The following is a 24,267-nucleotide window of genomic DNA, read 5'->3' as shown; positions in this document are numbered from 1 at the left end:
ATAAAGCTATTTCATTTTCCCCTTAATCCATTCCATAAGTAATAACTCCATATCTGCCTCTCCCTTAACAGGGTATTTTGCAATTAATTTCTTCGCACCTTCATAATACTCAAGGGCTTTATTTTTGTCTTCATTATAAAAGGCCTCATATGCCATAAGGAGTCTTCTCTTTCCTATCATAAATTTCGCAGCCTTTATATATTTTCTAAGATTCTTACTATACAAGTCATCAATAGCAGCTTTATTGCAATTTGTTACCAGTTCTAAAAACATACGTTCACAGTCGGTCTCATTTTTAAATAAAAGCGGTAAATCATCAATATAAGGTATTAAGGTATCTATGCACTCTTTGGCACTATCAAAATCCATATTATCTAAATGCCAGGAATATTCCATTAATCTAAGAGAAGTATTCATAGGATTACTAAGGTCGGAATTCTCCTTTAGCTTAAACATTTCTATAGGTATTTCCTTAATTCTTGTTCCTAAACTCATCAGTCCATTAACCTTGAGCTGAACATAAAAGCCTCTTTTAGCTTGTTCATCTCTAAGCATTGAAAATATATTATAAGCATCATTTGGAACCCCACCTACCTTCATTGGTATCCCATTTGTTAGAGCGGCAAATAATCCTCCCGCAGCAGTTAAAACTAATATAGCATTTAGAGGAAAGGCTATACTCTCTAATAAAACCACTAATAATATCTCAAGTGCCGATACTACTAAGTTCATTATTACTCCGCCATAATTATAAATCACAAAAGGATACTTTCCCTCCCTAAAATTAGGCGGCATCATAAGGCACTGCCCAGCTGTACCAGGTATATTAAATCTTTTGAACTTTATTTTTCCACTTTCCTTTATCATAGTAAAAGAACCTATTCTAAAAGATACAAAAGAATATCCAGTCATAAGCCCAAATACAAGATGTCCTGCCTCATGGATAATTATGTGCGTAAGGTATCCAAGAACGAATATTATTACTGACCCTAAAAAACTAAACAACTCCAATGACTTACTGCTATTGCCCTCTACATTCATAAACTTTATTATAAGGCTGTTTGATAGAATTCCTATACTCGCTCCAAAAATTCCACCAATTATAAACAATAGAAATGTACTGAGAACTTTACCTTTCTTTTTTACTTCTAAATTTGTATTAGTTTTTCTTTTAATCATTGAATATCTCCCACAACTTCTTAAGTTATATTATTATTTTTCTTTTATAAGCTGAAGGTACTTATAAGGTCTTATAGATTTAAGTCAAGACTAATTTAATATCTCTTGACATAGGCAACCCATTCTAAAGCTAGAATAGCAATCAATGCCATTATTAAAAATGGCTGAAGAACAATCCCTGCCATTTTATTTAAGTCTGATTTTTTAACAGTACTCTCACTCTTTCCTTCAAAGTTTATGTTTGATTCCTTATCAGTTGGAAAATTGACAGCAAATATATTGCTTTTCTCCACATCTCCGAACTTTTGAGTAACCTTATAAATTCCTGGCTTATAGGTTGAAGAAAAATTCTTTAAAGGATACCTTAGCGGTATTGTTTCCTTAAGTTCAAAGGCGGTATCTACTATTAAATCTCCTCCATCTGGAAGAGCATTAATTTCAACATTGTCCCCACATAGATAATCAGTTTTAGTCATAAGTCCAGTATCTACAAGATAGGAGCTTAAGTTATGCATAAGTATTGGAAACTCTGCATTCAAAACTAGGTCTGTCTTATGTAAATCAAAGCCTATGGCTGCAAATTTTCTATTTTTATATTCGCCTACAAAGCCAGCTTCCTTGTCGTTAACCTTCATAATAGACTTAGCCCAGTTTGGCAAAACTATATCCCTTTGCTTTTCAACATTGAATACTGCTTCGGTAACGTATTTTGTAGTAGTATGTTCAAGTACCTCGCCAAGCCCTCCCTCTACAGTTGAATTTACCTGAAAAAGTGAGTTGTCGGGAGGATTTATAAAGAGTATGCTTCCATCACTAGGTAATATTGTTGGTACCATACCATCAAAAATATAAAGGTTATATTTATCAGACATTTTAATACCTTCAACGGAGCTTGCCTTAAATAACTCCACATTATTAACAGTCCCTAGAGCTTTTTCGATGAATATATTTTTCTGAGAAACCAACAGTACTTTCTGTGTTTCTCCCTGTTTAATCACATCGTAGGCAATATTATCATTCATAAGATCATCTTTTTCCGTCAGCTGTGCTCTTAAATGCTCGCCTTTTAAAGCTATATCCTCAAAATAAACTGTCTTTGTTTCTCCAGCTTTTATATCTAGCTTTTTTACCGAAAGAATTCTTTCATCACCATATATACATATTTCTCTGGTTAAATCCTTATCACTTCTATTTGTTGCTCTAACAATTACCTTAAGACCACTTTTTTCCTTGCTATGGGAAATATAATCAAGGCTTACGTTCTCTCCATTGCTTGAAAGATTTACAAGCTCAGCGTTTAGGTCTTTTAGATCCATATTTTCATCTGTGTAAAAAACAGCTCTATAGCTTTCATACTGCTTAGCCATAGATTTTACAAGTGAAACAGATTCATTTATATCTCCTGCTAAATCGACCGGCTCTATGTTTTTAAGCTTCATTAAAGCTTCAGCCTTGTCTGAGGTTCCGCTTACCTCTACTTTTGGTGTATTTCCGCAGATTATTATGCTTATCCTGCTGCCTGTCCTTAAAGAATTTATAAATTTTTCCGCTCTCTTCTTTCCTTCTTCAAATCTTGTAGTATCCTTGCTATAGGCTGCTCCCATACTTCCTGTGTTATCCAAAATTAGGATAACATTTTGATAATCCTTTCCTCTTAAATTTATAAAAGGATCTGTCAAAGCAAATATTAATGCTAGTAATGCTAGCAACTGAAGGAATAAAAGAAGACTCTTCTTAAACTTCTCCCAAGGAGTATTAACCTCTTTGCTTTTATAAACCTTGTCCCAAAGATAGAGACTGGAAACCTCCTTTTCTTCCGGCTTTTGCTTTAGAAAATAAAGCATTATTACAGGAGGTATTAATAATAAAAAGAAAAATGGCCATAAAGAAAAAAATCTCATTTAATCACCTACTTTTGTTTGGGTGTTATTGTTCACTATTAATCTTAAAATGTTCCTATAGTCTAGTAATTTTTCAATCTAATTTGGTATCCCCTCTCTATAGGGTGATGTCCCATCAAAAATATTTTTATAAGAACACATCCATGTTGGAACAAACCCACTTCTATAAGCAACACATTGTGAGGCTATGTTAGATGAAGCAGTTCCATAGTATGGTACTATTCCTCTCTCCATAATTATTACTGCAAGATTGCTAACTAAACCTTTTGCAAGTCCCTTGTTTCTAAACTCAGGTAAAACATCTATACCTATTTGCCACATTGAACTGCAGTCGGCAGATGCTCCTGCCATAGCAACAATTTCATTACCCTTTACTGCATATATTACAATTACATCTGGACGAGGATGATTTATATCATATAAAATTGCATTCTCAAAACCTGGTATCTTATATAATTGGTGTATTTCCTTTCCCTCTTTTATGTAGTAACTAAAACCATCCGGCAAGGGTAGTTTTTGTATCCTATCATAATCAGGAACGTAATAAAGAGAGTGACCGTACAAAAAAGGAGCTGCAAATATATCATCTCTTGTTTTATTTTTTAATATCGGCATAATTTTATGTAAAATATCTTTATCTGCAGAAACAACTATACCTTTCCCCATTGTTGCAACTTCAAGAAAAGGTGATTGTCTGTCAAACTTTCGCCTTTCTTCATTTAATTTGGCTTCACAAAACACTATTCCTTCTTTGGCAAAATCCTGAACCCTGCAATTCATATCTATTGCTAATTGATTTCGTACAATATCTAACATTTTTAATCTATTTAGTCCCATATTATTCCCTCATTTATAATTTACTTATATCATGTCATATAGAAGCATTTATTCTTAATAGCCAGTGAACGTATTTTAAAATCGCTGGCTAATTGCTGTCTATTTTCTTAAATTCATTTCTATCTCAATATTTGAATCTTCATTTTCATCAATAATTTCTACAGATACTTTTTCAATTAATGTAGAAAATCTCTCTTTAATTGTGGCAATAGCATTATAGGCATTCCACAATTCATCCCTATCAGTAAAACAGCCTATAGTCATATGAGGCATAAATTCTACCTGATTTAGCCAATTAGGTTTATACTGACTCAACATGCCTTCATATAATCTGTTGTGAATAGCTTTTATTTCTTTAATTCCCTCTTGTATTTTAAGAAATAAATATAGTCCAGTACTATTATCAACTTTAATTATTCCTTCTAAGGTTAATTTAAAACTTCTCGTTTCTTTCAAAACTTTTGATAAATACTCTTCCAATTCTTCCTTACTTATACTACTTTCAAATGGAAAAACAAGAGTAATATGTGGTCTTACCTTCTTAGAAAGAGGGTCATACTTATCTCTAATTTCATCAATTATATTCATATTATCAAAATGAGGAAATATCATTATGCAGCGCTTTACACTTTTTGAATTCATTTTCACTTCATCCTTTTTAAATAATTAACCAAACTAATCTTATCTAACACTGGATACCACACCGTTTCTCGTAAACTTCTCTAATATAATTTTATCGATGCTCTCCTCTGATGAAGCCTCAATATATGAAGCACCATACTTCGCAGCGCTCTCCTTTAAACTGTTCTTAAAAGTAGTTAGCTGTTTTTTATAAGCTTTCATTATTGAAGGATTTAATATAATGTTTCTATCCTCTCTAGTTTCACTGTCGACAAGCTTAACCTGTCCAAAATAGTTAGGCTCAAGCTCTTCCGGAGATAATATATGAATTAATATAACCTCCTGCTTTTTATAGGTTAAATATCTCACGGTCTCCTCTATTCCATTGTCAGTGAAAAAATCAGAAAGTATAATTGAAACCCCTTTGCTATTAAACTCTTTCTTTACAATAGAAGCATTAATGTCAGTTGTTCCTTCGTGTTCAATGTCCTTAAGATAACTAAGCGCTCTTTGAAGCATCAGCTTTCCACTTAAAGCTTCAATAGATTTTAACTCTTTATTCTTTAAAGAATTTATACAAACCCTATCTAGGTTGTTTAAAGCAATATATGAAAAAGCAGCAGCAAGTCTTAAAGCTAAAGCAGACTTTGAGGGCTCCCCAAAGCTCATAGATTTACTGCTGTCAACGAAGATATTAATTAAGGCTTCTCTTTCTTCCATGAAAAGCTTAATAAAATATTTATCAAATCTACCATAAGCATTCCAATCAATTCTTCTAAAGTCATCTCCAGGAACATATTCCCTAAAGTCCGAAAACTCTACAGAGGTTCCTTTTACTCTGGATTTCCTTGCTCCAGAAGCACCATAGTTTGCACTCTTTTTAATATTTATATTTAAGTTTTGCAGAATCTTAAAAAATTCAGAATCAAATAATTTATTCTTATCTTCCATGGCTTCCTCACATATTTACGCTTTGAAGAATTTCTGCTATTAGCTTATCTGTTGTAATGCCATCGGATATAGCATCAAAATTTAGGAAAATCCTATGTCTTAAAGCCGGATAAGCCACATATTTTATATCCTCAAAAGCTACATTGAACCTTCCTTCCATAAGTGCTCTTATTTTAGCCGCACTAATCATTGCCTGAGCCGCTCTTGGACTTGCCCCAAAGCTTACATATTTTCTAGACACCTCAGGAGCTTGTTCATTTTCTGGATGAGTTGCCAAAAGTACTTTTAGAGCATATTCTTGAACACCCTTTGAAATTGGTACCTCTTTAAATAGTTTTCTCATTTCTAAAATAGTTCGACCATCTATTATTTTATTTAACTGAATTTCCTTGTTAGTTACTGTAACCTCCATAATAGCTTGTAGCTCATTCAAGGTAGGAAACTTAACATCTAATTTGAATAAAAATCTATCCAGCTGTGCCTCTGGAAGTGGGTAGGTTCCTTCCATTTCGATTGGATTTTGTGTCGCTAAAACCATAAAAGGTTCTTCAAGCTTATAAGTATGTTTGCCTACAGTAACGGTTCTTTCCTGCATAGCTTCAAGCAGCGCTGATTGGGTTTTTGGTGTGGCTCTGTTAATTTCGTCTGCAAGAACTAAATTCGCAAATATTGGCCCCTTTTGAAACTCAAAGGAGCTGTCTCCATCAGTATCTTTAACTATTATGTTTGTTCCTACTACATCTGCTGGCATAAGATCTGGAGTAAACTGAATTCTTGAGAACGATAGCTCCATAACCTGAGCCAAGGTCTTAACAAGTTGTGTCTTACCAAGACCAGGCGCCCCTTCTAAAAGCACATTCCCACCTGTAAATATTGCAAGCAGTACTTGTCTTATAATATCTTTTTGTCCTATTATAGCCTTTCCTACTTCATTTTCCACCTTATTAATTTTCTCTACTATATCCTGAATTGTTTTTTCATTAATCTCCATAATCGCTTCCCCCTCAGTATTCCCTTTTGAGCTAAAAGATTACTTATCCTTTACCCCTATTTTCATCTATTGTTCTAAAGCTGAAAAATAGCTTTTAATTATATCTTTCATCGCCTCTGGTATTACATAGGAATTCATATTTTCATATGCCTTTTCTTTATATTTGCCTATAACCTTATCAAGACTTTGTGGCTTTGCAGGTTCTGTAGGTGGCGGCAGACTGCCTTCCTTAATAATCTCACCACTTCCACCCTCTTCACCTGTTGAAGGCACATAAACACTTTCTCCTTTGTTTGAATTGTCATCCTTTGGTTTATTTAAACCCTCTCCAGCATTAGGCTTTTCTCCTTGGCTTGGGCTGCCTTCCGAACTACTTCCATTGCCGCTACCAGGCTGCCCTTCATTTGAAGTGCTTCCACCCTCTGGAGACTTCCCTTGTTCTGGCTTAACTTGATTGTCTGTACCTGTTCCCTGTCCTCCTCCAGCTTCACCTTTCTGAGAATCATCTTGCGGATCTTTATTACCTGTAGATGTTTCTGGCATAAAATCCTCTTTTATTCCTTTTAATTCATTTTTAGCAAGCTTCTTATCTACATTCTCTTGAACTGAGTTATTAAAGTTTCCTAATGAGTCCGCTAGTTCTTTCATCTTGTCAGGATTATTCTCCACAAGCTTCTGCGCTATTTCATTCAGTGATTTCTTAAGCCCTTCATCTCCCGTATTTTTAGCCATATCTGCAAAATTCTCTGCTATCTTCTTTTGCTCCTGCTCTGAAGCGTTTTTTAAAGCCTCTGGGAGCTGCTTTATTTCATTATCTATAGCAGCTTTATCACTTCTTTCAATGGCATTGGCTAGTCCTGCTGTAGCTTCATTTCTTGAAAGTCCACTTGCTAAATTGTTTAAATCTTTATTATCATATTTACTCTGCATTATATCCATTTTTATTTGAAACTTTGTAAGTGAATTGTCTATCTCAGAAATGCTTTTTGCTTCCTTAATTTCCTGTCTTAACGCATTAAGGTTGTCTAGTAGCTCTTTTTTATCTTCTTCGCTTAAAATAGTATCTTTCTTAATTTCCTTTTCTACCTTATCTATACTTTCTACTTTTTTCTCCTGAATTATTTCAAACTTATATTTTTCTTCTGCTTTAGACTTTGCTGGTGCTGGTATTGCCATACTCCCAAATATTATTGCACAAAATATAATTCCCAAAACAAGCTGCCTTTTTTCTACTCTAAAACATAAGCCTTCTTTATAATTAAGAACTTTTAGCTTATTTAATGTATCTTTCTTTTGAATAACAGCAAAGCCTTCCTCTACACCTATAAACTCCATTGAAGTAGCCAATCTCTCCCTAAGTCCAAGGGAGTCTGCAAGCCTTGCTGCTTTATTATTGCTTGGTGCTCTAGTTAAACCAACTAGTATAGAAACTAATATTCCTGTACCTAATACTTTTAGTACAATAACGTGAACTTTATAAAGAGGAAGGAGCAAACCTGCAATACTTATTAAACTGCCGCAGCCTAAGGCCAAAATTGCTCCCCAGATCATATAATTAATTATTGTGTTTCGGTGTATTCTTCTCTTTATTCTTCTTAGGCAGTTTAATATTTCTCTATCTAGGCTGCTCATAAATATCCCCTTTCTTATTTTTCTAATACAGCTTGAGTTTTTTTGTTTCTTTTAATAGATAGCTTCTTTCTAACTGGATTTATTTTATATGAAGTCCATAAAAACAATCCACAAGCTACTATAAAATTAACCCCAGTATTAACAATCCAGGGCTTTATACCACTTTTACTCAGTCTCATAATACTGCCAATAAAAGGTATTCCCAACCCTGAGTTTCCCCCAAATTGATCCATTAAAAGTGCTGCAAAGCCAACTAGAGGATTAGTATAAAGTATCGGAAGGAAAGGCTCCTTAATTTGAGTTGGTGTCATTCCTGGCTGTACCTGAACCTGCTTTCCATAAACAAAAATCTGTAAATACATGGCTGTTAAAAATATAGTTCCAAACAATATAAATAAAATTACACCATAAGTAACTACATTAGAAGTAGTAGTTCTCTTGATTAGTGTTGAGAAAAATATTCCTATGCACCCCATAAGCAGTGCGGTTACTATATAGAATAGAAATAATTGCAGCAAGTTTATTACTGATATTCCTCCAAACACAAAAACTATAGCAAAAATAGGAAAAGACGCTACAATTAGAAGAATTACCTGACTTAGAGAAGAAAATAGCTTTCCTAGCACAATTGAACTTGGCCTAAGCTTTGTACAGAGCATTAAATCCAAGGTTTGTCTTTCCCTTTCTCCAGATATAGCTCCTGAGGTTAGTGCAGGTGCTATAAATACTATCAACAAAAATTGTATAGCTGACAGACTAATATAAGTTGCCATTGATGCTTCACGGTTCATTGAGCTTGCAGACATACCGCTAATCATATTTATTATTAAAAACACGGCAACTAAGGTAAGAACCAGCAGATATACTCCAATCATACCTGCAGCCTTCCAATTTCTCATTTTTACCTTTAGTTCTTTATTTAAAACAGGGTTAAGTTTCATTTTATTACTCCTTTCAATGGTAATACTGGTTAGTTTAAGAGTAGTCACTCCCTTTCACAGATAATCCGTTAAAGGTCATCTCCTCTACACTGCTTCTGCTTTCTCAGTGACCTTCATGAATATCTCTTCAAGGTTTCCTTCGCTTTGACCAAAGGACACAACTTGAATCTTTTTGCTAACAAGTGTACCAAGAAGTCTGCTTACTTCTTCTTCACTTCCTGAAAAAGCTATAGTAATAATAGAACCCTCTGCTGTTATTCTGTCTACTTTTGGTATTTCCTTAAGCACAGCTACAGCTTCTGTAATATCTCCAAGCACTTTAACTTTTATTGGTCTTGAATTATAAAGGTTTAGCATTATTTCTTCAACTGTTCCCTTTATCACTATGCTGCCCTTTTCAATAATGCCTATTGTAGTACAGAGCTCAGCAAGCTCAGGCAGTATGTGAGAGCTTATTATAATAGTTTTCCCCATATCTTTTAAGGTTCTTAGAATTTCTTTCATTTCAAATCTAGCTCTTGGGTCCATTCCTGAAGCTGGTTCATCCAAAATTAATAGTTCTGGGTTGTGTACTAAGCTTCTAGCAAGGCATAATCTTTGTTTCATACCTCTTGAAAGGCTGTCAACATAAGCATTTTCCTTTGCAGTTAAATCAACGAGCTCAAGCAGGTCACTACAAATTTTTCTACTCTCTTGTCCACTTATGCCATATATAGAAGCATAAAATTCTAGGTATTCTTTTACCTTAAGATCATCATATACTCCAAAGAAATCCGGCATATAGCCTATTTTCTCCTTAACCTTTCGGCTGTCATTGACAGCATCTATTCCATCTACATACACTTGCCCAGAAGTTGGCGGCATAAGTCCGGCTATTATTTTCATAGTTGAAGTTTTTCCAGCTCCATTAGGACCTACAAAACCAAATATTTCTCCCTTGTCAACAGTTAGATTAAGATTATTAACTGCAGTATATTTTCCATAGTTTTTAACAAGATTAATTATCTCTAGCATTATTTCACACTTCCCTTCACATAGATTTGAGGAAGAGTTCCCGCTCCCCGCATTCCGCTTATATCAATTTTTACTCTGAAAGTATTTTCTTTACTTACATAGTTGGAAACCTTATCCTCGCTTATAGAGAAGTTTTTCAAATCTATTTCTTCCCAATCATTTTTAGAAGTGTTAAAGGCATATCCCTTACCTTGTACCATCTCAAACTTTCCCATTCTAGGATCGCGTTCTACTTCTTTAAGCTCTATTTTATCTACATTTACCTTTTTATCTAATGAATAATTTAACTCAACAGTTCCGGAATCTCCATGTATAACTCCAGCCATTTCATCATAACCAATCTTGGTATTTTGCCCTAGTATAACCTGAGGCTGTATGCTTCCAGTAGGATACTCAACTTTACCTTCTTTAACATAGCTAAGGTTAAGCTGAGAAACTACTAAGGTCTTGCCATATTTTCTAACAGCTTTTTCATTTACAAGTATATCCTTAGTAACTGGAACATCTGTTATTGCAAGTATAATATTTGTATTAATCTTGTTGCCCATAGTTTCAAGATAGGACTGTATAAGATTTCTCTTCTGTTCTACTATTTTTCTTTCCTTTATCTGCTTTTCATTTCTAGCAGATATTCTATAATCTATACCAAGCATATTGTCTAGCAACTGATAAGACATTCCTGTATAGGACTTTACTGGATCATTAACATTTTTTACTTCACCATTTTTTATTTCACCAAGACTAATATAATTGTTAGGGGTAACTATATAGCACTCCTTCAAATCTATCCCACTGTTATTTTTTATTATACCTGTTATCTTGTTATCGCTAAAATTCACTTCAGATTGAATAGTACCCTGCTTTACTTCATTGTTGTCAATTATAAAGCTATATTGTCCAAAAACTGATGTATTGTAATATTCTAGAGTTGTTTTTGGAGATTGAGTAACTTTAGAGTAAATCATTTTTTCTTTTTTTGTTTCATTTGAATTAGGTGAAGTTCCCTTATCATAATACTCAAGGTTTGATATTGGTCTAATTGCCATTCCTTCTTGAGGTTCTAACTTTATATCAGCCTTTTTAGGCGTTATTACTGTTCCATAGCTCTGAACTACCTGGTTACCCTTACTGTCAATTTCTATAGTAGATAATACATTAGCAATAGGCTCAGTCACCCTAGTAGGTGAGCCTGCAAAATAAACGATAACGGCAAAGATAATTGAGAGAGCTGGTACTGTAACCCACATAAGTTCTCTCCTATCTTTCTTTTTGAGAATAAAATAGTTAACTGGCGCTACAATTATAATATAAATAAGGAATATTATTATTAAACTTGATGCCTTAGGCACTGGAAGCTCTGGTATGTTTCCGAGACTATAACTTAAGTTTCCCATGCTCCCATAGGCTATTCTGTCATAACTAGGATCCTTATAGTAGGCTGGAAGACCTTGGGCTATAAGGTTTTCTCCAAAAGTACTGTTTAAAGGCCAATTAGTTAATGGGCTTAGTCCAAAATCAAAGCCAGCTACAACCACTGCTCCCTTTCCTCTTTCAAGTCTATGTACTAAAGTTGTACTTCCTTCAGATAATAAACTGCTGCTGTCTTTAATATTTATATTTAGAATATCTAGCTTCATAGAAGTTGTAGAACTGCTATCTACCAGTTTATTAGCACTTTTAGTTTCTATTGGAGCTACATTTCCTATTTCACCATTTAAAAAGCTATCCTTAAAAACGGCTAGAGTTTTGTTTTGCGAAGGCCCTGTCCCTAATAAAAGCATGCCTCCTTTTTCTACCCATTTTTTTATGGCTTCATATTTAGCTTTACTTATTTTTGACGTATCAAAGTTATTTATAAATAAAACATTTATTGACTTTAAAACATTCAGGTCTTCTGATATAGAATTTTCATCAAGTTTTACAAGCCTTGTATTGTAAACTCGCTTTCCTGAACTTGTTCCGCTAATTGATACCTTATTTATGTAGCTTACACTGTTAAAATCATCACTTAACGTTCCAATAATTATATCTGTAGGATTTAACCCTGTTCCAATTGGTAAGTCCTTTGAAAAGATATTATTAGTCCCTTCTAACACGTTCATCTTTAACGATGATATATTCCTCGCCATTGGAACATTTAATGTAACCTTTTTCTTTGTGTTTACAGGAAGGTTTATTTTTTGAGAATAAACAGTTACGCTTTCTCCTGCCCCAATCATTCCATTCTGAGCATTGTTTACCGGAATTTCGATTTGGATTTCGCCATCGATATCTTTTAAATTATTATCAATTTCAATAGTTATTGGAACCAAACTTCCCCACTTAAATATATTTTCAAAGCCATAGGTATGCGATACCTTAAGCTTTTCCTCCTCCGCACCCTTGACTATGTTTACGCTTGCTATAAGCATAAATAAAGATAATATAAAGGTTGTTAATACTCTTTTGTTTTTTCCCCTCATTACTTTCCCCCCGTTAATAGTTTAAATATGTAATGATAGGATATCATTACCATGAGTTATTTTCAATAATATTCTGATAAGCTAAGAAATTCTTAAGAATTTAACAATATTTAAATATATATTTTTAAAAAAATAGCAGTCAAACCCTAATGGTTTTGACTGCTATACAAAATTTTATGCTTTCATATTTGGCTTTTTATTTACTGCCACAGTAACTTTTGACTTAGCTACCATGTTATAGAACCATGCACAGAGCAGGAAGAACATTACGGCTGCAGTCCATGGGCTTCCAGTTATACTTTTAGCAATGTTTGCGCCAAAGCCAATTTCAAAGTTAAATACTGCAAATACAGCAATTAAAATACCTATTATAGCTTCTCCAGCTATTAAACCAGATGCAAGAAGTGTTCCTGTTTCAACTTTTTCCTTTTGAACAGCTTCGTCCTTTTTATACTTTTTATCTACTAATACTCTTAATACTCCACCTACAAATACGCCTGTGCTTAGGCCCATTGGAAGATAAAGTCCAAGTGCAAATGGAAGTACAGGAATTTTCATAAGTTCGCACATTACTGCAAACATAACTCCAACTATAACAAATATCCATGGAAGCTGAGCATCCATTATACCCTTAACTATCATTGACATCATGTTTGCTTGTGGAGCAGATATAGTTTCACTTCCTATTCCATAAGCCTTGTGAAGCATTAATATAACTCCACCAACAGCTGCTGCTGAGGCAACAACCGCTGCGTACATACCGATTTCAAGTTTCTTAGGAGTTCCGCCCATGATATAAGTAGTCTTTAAGCTTTGAGCAGCTCCCCCTGCTATAGCAGCAGCTACACATACACAAGTACCAGCTATTATAGCTATAAACATACCTGAGTCTCCAATGTTATTAGTAGCTTTTAATGCAGCTGTAATAACAAGAAGTGATGCTATAGTCATACCTGAGATTGGGTTATTTGAAGTTCCAATAAGACCAACCAATCGAGCTGATACAACTGAGAAGAAGAATGCACAAATTACTATTAGTAAGGATGCTACTATATTTTTACCCTTAAGGTTTGGCATTACCCAAGAAAGTAAGAATACTAGTATTGCTCCACCTACAACCCATACCATTGGAACGTCCATATCTGTTCTCTTTTGTCCAGCTTTTCCACTGATTCCTGACATAGCTGATTTAAAGGACTTAACTATAGTTGGCATAGCCTTTATGATACTGATAAGTCCGCCTGCAGCAACTGCACCAGCACCAATATATTTTACAGGTGAAACAGCCATTTTAAATTCTGGAGCAATAAAGGCTATAAGTGGTACTAATGCAAACCAGGAAACCAAAGCACCTGCAAGCATATAGGAAGCTATTTCTATTCCAACAATGTAGCCAACACCCATTAAGGATGCATAAGCACTTAAGCCTAAGTTTGACTTATAACTTGTAGCATTTATCTTCCAGCTTGGATCTTCATTCCAAAGTTTGAAACCACCTGATAATATCTTGTATAATCCGCCTGCTAAAAGACCAGCCATCATTGTCTTAAGACCAGTTCCACCAGCAGTTCCTGTTACTAGAACCTCAGAAGCAGCCATAGCTTCCGGATATACTAGCTTTCCATGTTCTTCAACTATTAAATACTTTCTTAGAGGAACTACAAATAATATTCCAAGAAGTCCTCCAAGTAATGCTGTTACTACTATTGTAAATAGAGTAAGCTCTTGCTTAAAAATTATAATTGCTGGTATTGTAAATATAAGTCCGCCTGCTAAGGATTCTCCCATTGCGGCCATGGATTGAATCATATTAGCTTCTAGAATTTTGCTTCCAGCTGCATTTTTGAATACTGCTGTTGCAAGTATTGCTGCTGGAATACCTGCTGCAACTGTCATACCAACCTTTAAACCTAGGTAAGTATTCGCTGCACCGAAAACGATTGCAAATAAGCATCCAATGATGATAGACACAGCTGTCAATTCTGGTAGTGCTTGACTGGTAGACACATAAGGTATGTAGTCTTCACCCTTAATACCTCCGTAAGCAGTGTGAGAAAGACCTTTTTTCTCTGCCATTTTTTTACCCCCCCTAATAAAATTTAAAAAACTAGGACAATTTCATGATATCACAGTTACTTTTTACAGTAAACTGCATATTATAATATATTTTGAATTTTATGAAATATTTCTTGTATCCTATATTTTTTTACAAATTTATATTTCATATAAAAAAGAGGCATCTTGAATTAAATCAATTTGCCTCTTTTTGAACTCCTCTCTCAAAGGATATCCAACTCTTTTTATTTAAATATCTTAAATACATTATCAGACGGTCGTAAACTGGATCTATCTTTTCACCAAAATAATTTTTAAGTTCTTCACCTATATCGTAAACTGTCTTTTGTCCATCTATACATTGCCAAACCTTGGAACCTATTTCATCCAATTCTACGTCACTTACTGTTGGCTTTTTTACAAGCCATCTTGCAAATCTTTCAACAGTCCTGTCATGATGAAAAATCAAATATACTTTTCCTTTTCTAACTTCCCAATTATCATGCTTTTTTCTTGGTATGTACAAAAGAAAATTATCTTCTTTATGATTTTCTTTTTGTGTTTCTTTATTAAACAACATAAATAACTCCCGCCTTTTATAAATTAAGGAGAGCACTTCTGCTCTCCTATTATTTTTTACTAAGCTTTGTTGTCTTTCTTTACTGTAAACTTATATATCCAAAATGCAAGCAATAGATAAATTATGGCTGCAGTCCAATTGTTACCTGATAATCCAGGGATAAACTTTGGACCAATTCCAACTGCTTCACCTAAACCAGCAGCTGTTAATACTGCTACTACGATACCCATAATAGCGTCTCCAGCAACAAGTCCTGATGCAAGCAAAATACCTTTTTCTGTTTTTTCCTTAAGTTCTGTTTCATTTTTCATGTATTTTTTATCAACTATAACTCTAACTAATCCACCTACTAGTATACCAGCACTTAGGTGAATTGGCAAGTAAATTCCAAGAGCAACTGGAAGCACTGGAAGTCCCAATAGTTCAATCATTACACCAAAGGTTGCTCCAATAAGTATTAGAGACCAAGGAAGTTGTGCTGTCATAACACCTTGAACAACCATTGACATAAGAGTTGCTTGAGGTGCCGCTATTGCTCTAGGTCCTGTAAAGCCATAAGTATTTATCATAAGCATTACAGTTAAAGCAGCAGCCACTGCTCCTAATATAACTCCAAGATACATTCCTATTTGAACCTTCTTTGGAGTTCCACCGATTATATATGTTGTTTTAAGTGCCTGACCTGCTCCTCCTGCTACTGATATACCAATACATACTATAGCACCAGTTATAAGAGCTGCCAGCATTCCATCATTACCTGTTCTTCCAACTGCCTTTAAAACAGAAGTAACAAATAATAATGTTGCAATGGTCATACCGGAAACTGGGTTGTTTGACGCTCCTATTATACCGCAAATTCTTGCAGAAACTACTGCAAAGAAGAAGGAAAATACAACTGCGAGAAGCGCTCCTGCAAAACCTATTCTAGTTGCTCCAAACGGAAGTAGCCATGATAGGAAGAAAACTAATGCAGCTCCTCCAATAACCCAAGTCATAGGAATATCTAAATCTGTTCTCTTAGTTTCTCCGCCTTTAGCTCCTATACCAGACATAGCCGCTTTAAAGGATTTAATTATTGTTGGAAGTGACTTAGCTAGAGAAATAAATCCTCCTGCTGCAACTGCACCAGCACCAATATATCTGATATAATTACCTCTTATTGCTGAAGCACTTAATTTGCTTATTGCTTCTGTTGCTGGGTACAACACTGTATTTGAGCCTTGACCTATAAACATTATAAGTGGTATAAGTCCAAAGGTAGCAACCAAAGCACCTGCAAACATATAAAGTGATGCTTCTATACCAACTATAAACCCAACTCCTGCAAGAGATGCCATTGCATCAAATCCAAAAAATGTTTGATATATAGGCTTATTGTTTTGAGTTAAATTTATGTTCCAGTTTGGCTCTTCAGACCAGAGAAGAAGGCCTGCTGAAAGAAGCTTGTAGATTCCACCAACTATGATACCAGTAAGAACTGTTGTAAAACCAGCTCCTCCTGCATTACTTGTTACAAGAACCTCTGCTGCTGCCATACTTTCTGGAAAAGCAAGCTTTCCGTGTTCTTCGACTATAAGATATCTTCTTAGTGGCACAACAAATATTACTCCTAGTAATCCGCCAAGAAGAGTAATTATTACTATTGTAGCTACGCTTAAGCTCATTCCCCATATAAATACTGCAGGTAAAGTAAACACTATACCACCAGCTAGGGATTCACCCATTGCAGCAACTCCTGAAATCATATTAGCTTCAAGAATGTTATTACGTCTAAATAGTATCTTTAATAATCCTGTACCGAGTATTGCTGCTGGTATACCTGCTGCTATAGTCATACCTACGTTAAGAGCTAAGTATGTATTAGCTGCAGCAAATAACGCGGCTAACAATACGCCAATCAATAGGGATATAGAACTTAATTCAGGCATAGCTTGACTAGCTGGTATGTATGGAATATAGTCTTCGCCTTTAATGCCACCATACGCTGTGTGAGAAAGACCCTTATGTTCTGACATGTAATTTCCTCCTTTAATATATAGTATCGCTACACTAGAGTAACATAAAATTCACAATTTATTAAATTATAAAAAATTACAAAATAGCAATCCTAGTTCAAATCTCGTTATTTTCTGCGTTTTTTCATCATTTTTCGTATATTTTCAATTTTATTTAGCAATTTGAAACGTATTCACTATATTTATGAATTGCTATTTTTATATATTATAAAGTTATATTTAAATATAATAAAAATATTCTTCCACTAATACTTACTCTTATTCATAAAAAATAAACGCTTAGTAAAATGTAATTACTAAGCGTTCATATAATTTATTTACTTTCTAGTAATGCTAGAGCTACTGCTCCTACTACTCCTGCATCTGTTCCAAGTCCTGCGGGAACAATCTTGCAATTCTCTGACATTGCTTTAAAACATCTTTTGTTTACAATTTCCTGTACCTTATCAAATAAAACCGAGCCCATCTGTGAAACTCCGCCACCTATAACAAACATTTCTGGATCAAAGCTTGTTATAATGTTAGCTACAGCTATTCCAAGATAAGTAAAGCTTCTTTCTAATAATTCTTTAGCAACTTTATCTCCATCTTGTGCAGCTTTATATACTTCATAGGAAGTAACTTTATCATATAAGCTAAGCGATGTATTAAGCCCTGCTTCAATAGCTTCTTTAGCCTGTCTTGCGATAGCAGTTCCTGAAGCTATAGCTTCCACGCACCCATAGTTTCCGCAATTACATCTTGGCCCGTCTGGAAGAACAGTAGTGTGACCTACTTCAAGAGCGTTTGATGTATTTCCTCTATATACTTTTCCATTTAGTATAGCTCCGCCTCCTATACCTGTGCTGACTGTTATATAAACCATGTTGGTTGTACCTTTTCCTGCTCCAAGCATAAATTCTCCAATAGCAGCAACATTGGCATCATTATCTAAATATGTAGGTACATTAAATTTTTCATGTATAGGCTTAACCAATTGGAAATTTCTAAACGGAAGATTCGGTGTAGTTATTATTACACCAGCTTTAGCATCAAGAGGTCCTGGTGAACCAATTCCAATAGCTTTAACTTCCTCAATGCTCTTATCAGCCTTTTCCATAACCTTTTCTATAACATCAATTATTCTTCCTAAAACAGCTTGTTCGCCTTCAGAAGCATTTGTTGGTATAGTATGCTGTCCTAAAATATTTCCTTTTAAATCTGCAAGAGCGCCATTTATTTTTGTGCCCCCTAAGTCAATTCCAATAACAAAATTCTTTTCCATTTAGCTTCCTCCAAAATGTAATAAATCTAATAATATAAGAATTAATACTAGTCTTTATTATACAACAAAACACAAGTTATATAAAATATATAACTTGTGTTTTGTAAAGCTTTATAAATTTTATGCTTTAAATTCATCACCTTGTCTAAATGCGGTAATATGATATGTGGCATCATCATTACCACCCTTGAGTGCTACTTCAAAACCATTGTGTCTTAAAATATTGGTTATTATATCTACATTATGAGATTCTCCAGATCCAACAGTAATTATAACCTTATCATTCTCTCCAATAATATTTAGATAGTCATTTATATTGCTATAATCACTCAATCCCATGGTTCCATTAATTTCCAAACGATATTCAGACATAATATCTCTCCTTCTGCTTACAAGCATCTAATCCTGAAATCTTCCATGCTTATTTTTTGTAATATATAATAAAATATTCACTAATTTTTTACCAATAATTTATTTATGGAAAATAATTCTTATGTTATAATAGACTTGTTGCGCCAGTATTTGGCAATTTGTTGAATGATGATGGGAGGATTATTTATGAATTCACTAAAAGGAACTAGAACTGCAGAAAATTTAATGAAGGCTTTTGCTGGAGAATCACAGGCTAGAAACAGATATACTTTCTATGCTTCAGTAGCGAAAAAAGAAGGTTATTTACAAATAGCTGATTTATTCATTGAAACTGCTAATAACGAAAAAGAGCATGCTGAAAGATTTTTCAAATTATTAAATGAAGGTGGACTAATGGGTGAAGTTGTTGGAATTACAGCTGATTTCCCAGTAGGACTCGGAGATACAAAATTCAATCTTAAAGCTGCTGCTAGTGGAGAGAATGAGGAATGGACTGATTTATATCCTAAATTTGCTGATGTAGCTCAACAAGAAGGTTTCCCAACTGTAGCTGTAGCTTTCAGAAAAATAGCTGAGGTTGAAAAGAGACATGAAGCTAGATATTTAAAGTTGCTTTCTAATGTAGAAAATGAAGAAGTATTTAAGAAAAATGAAACTGTACTTTGGAAGTGCAATAATTGTGGCTACATATTTGAAGGTACTGAAGCTCCAAAGGCTTGCCCAGCTTGCTTGCACTCACAAAGCTATTTTGAGCTTTTCGTTGAAGCTTACTAAAATAGCTATAGAAAAACTCCCTGAATTGCTTCAGGGAGTTTTATTTTACTCTTCTGCTTCTTTTAATTTTTTTGCAGCTTCTATTATCTTATTAGATTCCAAAGCTGGCACTTCTTCATATCTCTCAAATCTCATACTAAAGTTTGCTCTTGCTTGAGTCATAGACTTTAGGTCAGTAGCATACTTAAATAGTTCGGCCATAGGTACCTCAGCAATAATTTTTTGATTCCCATCATCTGGTTCCATACCAAGAACTCTTCCCCTTTTCTTGGTTATATCACCCATAACGTCTCCCATATATTCATCTGGTACTATAACCTCAACATGCATAACAGGTTCAAGAAGAATAGGATCAGCTGCTTGAAGTCCTTTCTTGTACGCAAGTGATGCTGCCACCTTAAAGGCCATTTCAGACGAATCAACAGGGTGGAAAGATCCATCATGTAGAGTTGCCTTTAATCTTATAACAGGGTAACCTGCAAGTATACCACGCTGTATGCATTCCCTTAGACCTTTGTCAACAGCTGGTATGTATTGTCTTGGAACAACCCCTCCAACTATTTGGTCTACAAATTGAAGCTCATCTTCTCCATCGTTTCGTGGTTCAAACTTTATCCATACATCTCCGTATTGACCATGCCCTCCAGACTGCTTCTTATGCTTTCCTTGAACATCTGACATTTTCCTTATGGTTTCTCTATAAGGAACCTTTGGCACTTCAAGAGAAACATCAGCACCAAATTTATTCTTTAGTTTGCTTGCTATTATATCCAGGTGTGTTTCCCCTACACCAGAAACTATCATCTCAGCATTCTCAACATCTCGTGATACCTTGAAAGTTGGATCTTCTTCTAGAAGCTTTGTTAATCCTGAGGATATTTTATCTTCATCACCTTTAGCCTTAGGAAGTACAGACATTGACATCGATGGTGCTGGAAAATTAATTTCTTCAAAGGCTATCGGAGAAGCCATCTCACACAATGTATCTCCAGTTCCAGTAAATTGAAGCTTAGCAACAGCTCCAATATCCCCCGCTACTATTTCCTGTGTTGGAGTTTGTGATTTACCTCTAACAAAGTACATCGTCCCTATCTTCTCTTGCTTATCTTTATTTGAATTATATACGGTAGAATCAGCTTTTGCCTTACCAGTCATAACTCTAAATAATGAAAGCTTACCTACAAATGGGTCTGCTATTGTTTTAAATACAAAAGCTGAGAATGGAGCATCCTCCTTTATTCTAATTTCTAAATCTGTGTTATTTTTAACATTCTTAGCCTTTAAGGTTTCCATATTTTCTGGTGATGGAAAGCATTCTATTATATCTTCAACTAAAGTTTCAATACCAATACCAGTTAATGCAGAACCACACATAACAGGTGCTATTTCACCTTTTGCAGAACCTGCTATAAGCCCCTGGTATATTTCTTCATCGCTTAACTGACCTTCACTAAAATACTTTTCTAAAAGTGTCTCATCAGTTTCGGCAACAGCTTCCATTATCATATTTTTGCATTCAGCAGCCTTATCTACTAGTTCCGCAGGAATATCTGTTTCTTCCATAGCTCGGGTTTTTGAATTAAATAATCTTGCCTTTCCTGAAATAACGTTTACAATGCCTCTGAATTGTGCCTCATCTCCTATTGGGTACTGAATCGGCACAACAGATATACCAAACTTATCTTTAAGTTCACCTAGTACTTTATCAAAATTACTATTTTCTCTATCTAATTTATTTATAAAGAACGCCCTTGGCATTTTTCTCTTATTAACATAATCCCAAGCCTTTTCTGTTCCGACTTGGATTCCTGATGCTCCACAAACTGTTATTAATGCTAAATCAACAGCTCTTAAACCTTCAATCATTTCTCCAACAAAATCAAAATATCCAGGCATATCTACTAAATTAATCTTCGTATTATTATATTCACATGGTGCTACTGCTGTTGATACAGATATCCCCCTCTTCTTTTCTTCTACATCATAATCACTTATTGTTGTTCCCTCTTCAATTTTACCTACTCTATCGATTGTCTTTGTATAAAATAGTACTGCCTCTGTTAATGTAGTTTTTCCCGCGCCGCTATGACCTACTATTCCTACATTTCTTAAGTTTTTGGTTTTGTACTCTTTCATATGAAACTCCCGCCTTTCTAAAATATAATGTAGTAGTTAATTTAGTAGCTTAATTAGATTATTATATTCTGCCCTGCCCTCCTTAACCGACAAACATCTATTTAAGATTATTGCCATATATTAAATATTAAACAAAGTAATCAAAAATTTATTTCTATATTTACTTTTATTAAGCGTTTTCCATAATTATACATACTGTATATATTCTATTATAAGTTTTAAATTTCTCTTTTACAATGGACAAGTTGTCAAAATTATTTGAATTGTTTATTAAGTTATATTATATATAATTAAATTATATATAGCAATAACATTCACATGGTTTTGATGATATTTGCGCAAAAATAAGCATCGAGTTTTAATTCGATGCTTATTTGTCAATATCGTCTATAAATTACACTTATAAAATCTACAGTAAAAACAAAAGACACTAAGTATAATACTTAGTGTCTTTAACCTGGCAACGTCCTACTCTTCCACTCAGTCTCCCGAGCAGTACCATCGGCGCTGAGAAGCTTAACCATCGTGTTCGGTATGGGAACGGGTGTAGCCTTCTCGCCATCATCACCAGATATAGAACAATTTTTTGTTCTTTCAAAATTGCACAGATTAAAATATATTTGGTCAAGCCCTCGACCTATTAGTATCAGTCAGCTAAATATGTTACCACACTTACACCTCTGACCTATCAACCTTGTGTTCTTCAAGGGGTCTTACTAGCTTACGCTATGAGAAGTCTTATCTTGAGGTGGGCTTCACGCTTAGATGCTTTCAGCGTTTATCCCGTCCTAACATAGCTACCCAGCCGTGCCACTGGCGTGACAACTGGTGCACCAGAGGTTAGTCCATCCCGGTCCTCTCGTACTAAGGACAGCTCCTCTCAAACTTCTTGCGCCCGCGACGGATAGGGACCGAACTGTCTCACGACGTTCTGAACCCAGCTCGCGTGCCGCTTTAATGGGCGAACAGCCCAACCCTTGGGACCTACTTCAGCCCCAGGATGCGACGAGCCGACATCGAGGTGCCAAACCTCCCCGTCGATGTGGACTCTTGGGGGAGATCAGCCTGTTATCCCCGAGGTAGCTTTTATCCGTTGAGCGATGGCCCTCCCACGAGGAACCACCGGATCACTAAGTCCTACTTTCGTACCTGCTCCACTTGTAAGTGTCGCAGTCAGGCTCCCTTCTGCCTTTACACTCTTCGAGCGATTTCCAACCGCTCTGAGGGAACCTTTGAGCGCCTCCGTTACATTTTAGGAGGCGACCGCCCCAGTCAAACTGCCCACCTAACAATGTCCTGTGACCAGATTCATGGCCGCCAGTTAGAAACTCAGTACTGTCAGGGTGGTATCCCAAGGATGACTCCGCAGGGCCTAACGACCCTGTTTCCCAGTCTCCCACCTATCCTGTACAGACAATACCGAATCTCAATGCTAAGCTACAGTAAAGCTCTACGGGGTCTTTCCGTCCAATCGCGGGTAGCGAGCATCTTCACTCGCAATACAATTTCGCCGGATTCGTTGTTGAGACAGTTCCCAAGTCATTACGCCATTCGTGCGGGTCAGAACTTACCTGACAAGGAATTTCGCTACCTTAGGACCGTTATAGTTACGGCCGCCGTTTACTGGGGCTTAAGTTCATGGCTTCGCCTTACGGCTAACCAATCCCCTTAACCTTCCAGCACCGGGCAGGCGTCAGCCCCTATACATCAGCTTTCGCTTTAGCAGAGACCTGTGTTTTTGCTAAACAGTTGCTTGGGACTATTCTCTGCGGCCACATTGCTGTGGCACCCCTTCTCCCGAAGTTACGGGGTCAATTTGCCGAGTTCCTTAACAACGATTCTTCCGCTGGTCTTAGGATTCTCTCCTCACCTACCTGTGTCGGTTTGCGGTACGGGCACCAATTACCTCGATAGAAGCTTTTCTTGACAGTGTGGAATCAGATACTTCGCTACTTAAATTTCGCTCCCCATCGCACCTCAGCTAATCCAGGCGGATTTGCCTACCTGAATACCTAAATGCTTAGACAGACTAATCCAACAGTCTGCACATCCTATCCTTCTGTGTCACTCCATCTCTAATAACGCCATTGGTGGTATCGGAATATCAACCGATTGTCCATCACCTACGCCTTTCGGCCTCGGCTTAGGTCCCGACTAACCCTGAGCGGACGAGCCTTCCTCAGGAAACCTTAGGTTTTCGACCAATGAGATTCTCACTCATTTCTCGCTACTTATGCCAGCATACTCACTCCTGTACAGTCCACCACTCCTTACGGTATGACTTCTGCCCATACAGGAAGCTCCTCTACCACGTACCTTACGGTACATTCATAGCTTCGGTGGTAAGTTTTAGCCCCGGACATCTTCGGCGCAGGATCTCTCGACTAGTGAGCTATTACGCACTCTTTAAATGAGTGGCTGCTTCTAAGCCAACATCCTAGTTGTCTTAGAAATCCCACATCCTTTTCCACTTAACTTACACTTTGGGACCTTAGCTGATGATCTGGGCTGTTTCCCTTTTGACTACGGATCTTATCACTCG

At 35.7% G+C, this 24,267-nt stretch carries 17 protein-coding genes and 2 rRNA genes (1 of these 19 cut by a window edge); 1 reads left to right on the top strand and 18 read right to left on the bottom strand.

All coding sequences use genetic code 11. The annotated features are described in order from the left end of the window. Positions 1–6: 6 nt before the first annotated feature. The 15 genes from NBE98_RS18155 to NBE98_RS18085 all read right to left on the bottom strand — a co-directional run bounded on the left by NBE98_RS18155 (position 7) and on the right by NBE98_RS18085 (position 18,815). Positions 7–1,179 (bottom strand): hypothetical protein, encoded by a 1,173-nt coding sequence (locus tag NBE98_RS18155; protein ID WP_250816424.1) that lies wholly within the window; start codon positions 1,177–1,179, stop codon positions 7–9. Positions 1,180–1,274: 95 nt separating this feature from the next. Continuing rightward, complete coding sequence (locus NBE98_RS18150; RefSeq protein ID WP_250816423.1) at positions 1,275–3,080, bottom strand: vWA domain-containing protein; 1,806 nt, start codon at positions 3,078–3,080, stop codon at positions 1,275–1,277. Between the two features lie 78 nt (positions 3,081–3,158). Continuing rightward, positions 3,159–3,917 (bottom strand): GNAT family N-acetyltransferase, encoded by a 759-nt coding sequence (locus NBE98_RS18145; RefSeq protein WP_250816422.1) that lies wholly within the window; start codon positions 3,915–3,917, stop codon positions 3,159–3,161. 99 nt (positions 3,918–4,016) lie between these two features. Beyond that, a complete protein-coding gene (locus NBE98_RS18140) occupies positions 4,017–4,559 on the bottom strand; it encodes a 2'-5' RNA ligase family protein (protein WP_250816421.1) in 543 nt (180 codons plus the stop codon). A gap of 39 nt (positions 4,560–4,598) precedes the next feature. Further along, a complete protein-coding gene (locus NBE98_RS18135; RefSeq protein ID WP_250816420.1) occupies positions 4,599–5,489 on the bottom strand; it encodes a DUF58 domain-containing protein in 891 nt (296 codons plus the stop codon). 7 nt (positions 5,490–5,496) lie between these two features. Further along, positions 5,497–6,480, bottom strand: a complete 984-nt coding sequence (locus tag NBE98_RS18130) for an AAA family ATPase (RefSeq protein WP_250816419.1) — start codon at positions 6,478–6,480, stop codon at positions 5,497–5,499. Between the two features lie 66 nt (positions 6,481–6,546). After that, complete coding sequence (locus tag NBE98_RS18125; protein WP_250816418.1) at positions 6,547–8,112, bottom strand: DUF8809 domain-containing protein; 1,566 nt, start codon at positions 8,110–8,112, stop codon at positions 6,547–6,549. A 14-nt stretch (positions 8,113–8,126) separates the two neighbouring features. After that, positions 8,127–9,053 carry an ABC transporter permease gene (locus tag NBE98_RS18120; protein ID WP_250816417.1) on the bottom strand — a complete coding sequence of 309 codons (927 nt, stop codon included), beginning with the start codon at positions 9,051–9,053 and terminating at the stop codon, positions 8,127–8,129. Positions 9,054–9,137: 84 nt separating this feature from the next. Further along, positions 9,138–10,067 (bottom strand): ABC transporter ATP-binding protein, encoded by a 930-nt coding sequence (locus NBE98_RS18115; RefSeq protein ID WP_250816416.1) that lies wholly within the window; start codon positions 10,065–10,067, stop codon positions 9,138–9,140. Continuing rightward, the gene (locus NBE98_RS18110; RefSeq protein WP_250816415.1) at positions 10,067–12,529 is read right to left on the bottom strand and encodes a DUF8725 domain-containing protein; all 2,463 of its coding nucleotides are present in this window, start codon (positions 12,527–12,529) and stop codon (positions 10,067–10,069) included. The genes NBE98_RS18115 and NBE98_RS18110 overlap by 1 nt, the downstream gene beginning before the upstream one ends. 174 nt (positions 12,530–12,703) lie before the next feature. Then, a complete protein-coding gene (locus tag NBE98_RS18105) occupies positions 12,704–14,605 on the bottom strand; it encodes an OPT family oligopeptide transporter (RefSeq protein ID WP_250816414.1) in 1,902 nt (633 codons plus the stop codon). Positions 14,606–14,780: 175 nt separating this feature from the next. Then, positions 14,781–15,164: a PqqD family protein gene (locus NBE98_RS18100; RefSeq protein ID WP_250816413.1), complete on the bottom strand. Its 384-nt coding sequence runs from the start codon at positions 15,162–15,164 to the stop codon at positions 14,781–14,783. Between the two features lie 59 nt (positions 15,165–15,223). Beyond that, positions 15,224–17,179: an OPT family oligopeptide transporter gene (locus NBE98_RS18095; RefSeq protein ID WP_250816412.1), complete on the bottom strand. Its 1,956-nt coding sequence runs from the start codon at positions 17,177–17,179 to the stop codon at positions 15,224–15,226. 313 nt (positions 17,180–17,492) lie between these two features. After that, positions 17,493–18,443: an ROK family protein gene (locus NBE98_RS18090; protein WP_250816411.1), complete on the bottom strand. Its 951-nt coding sequence runs from the start codon at positions 18,441–18,443 to the stop codon at positions 17,493–17,495. Between the two features lie 120 nt (positions 18,444–18,563). Continuing rightward, a complete protein-coding gene (locus NBE98_RS18085; protein WP_250816410.1) occupies positions 18,564–18,815 on the bottom strand; it encodes a hypothetical protein in 252 nt (83 codons plus the stop codon). Between the two features lie 186 nt (positions 18,816–19,001). Here NBE98_RS18085 and rbr point away from each other — a divergent pair, with 186 nt between their 5' ends. Next, positions 19,002–19,589 carry a rubrerythrin gene (rbr, locus tag NBE98_RS18080; protein WP_250816409.1) on the top strand — a complete coding sequence of 196 codons (588 nt, stop codon included), beginning with the start codon at positions 19,002–19,004 and terminating at the stop codon, positions 19,587–19,589. A 45-nt stretch (positions 19,590–19,634) separates the two neighbouring features. Here the strand turns inward: rbr and fusA are convergent, their stop codons facing one another. From fusA to NBE98_RS18065, 3 genes are all read right to left on the bottom strand, one after another. Next, positions 19,635–21,725 carry an elongation factor G gene (gene fusA, locus NBE98_RS18075; RefSeq protein ID WP_250816408.1) on the bottom strand — a complete coding sequence of 697 codons (2,091 nt, stop codon included), beginning with the start codon at positions 21,723–21,725 and terminating at the stop codon, positions 19,635–19,637. Between the two features lie 455 nt (positions 21,726–22,180). Then, positions 22,181–22,297, bottom strand: a 5S ribosomal RNA gene (gene rrf, locus NBE98_RS18070). A 48-nt stretch (positions 22,298–22,345) separates the two neighbouring features. Beyond that, positions 22,346–24,267 (bottom strand): 23S ribosomal RNA (locus tag NBE98_RS18065); it runs 984 nt beyond the window's last position.

Source organism: Clostridium swellfunianum (genome assembly GCF_023656515.1).
GTDB lineage: Bacteria > Bacillota > Clostridia > Clostridiales > Clostridiaceae > Clostridium_AT > Clostridium_AT swellfunianum.
Note: the sequence above shows the minus strand (reverse complement) of the source record. Positions and strands in the feature narration are given on the sequence as shown.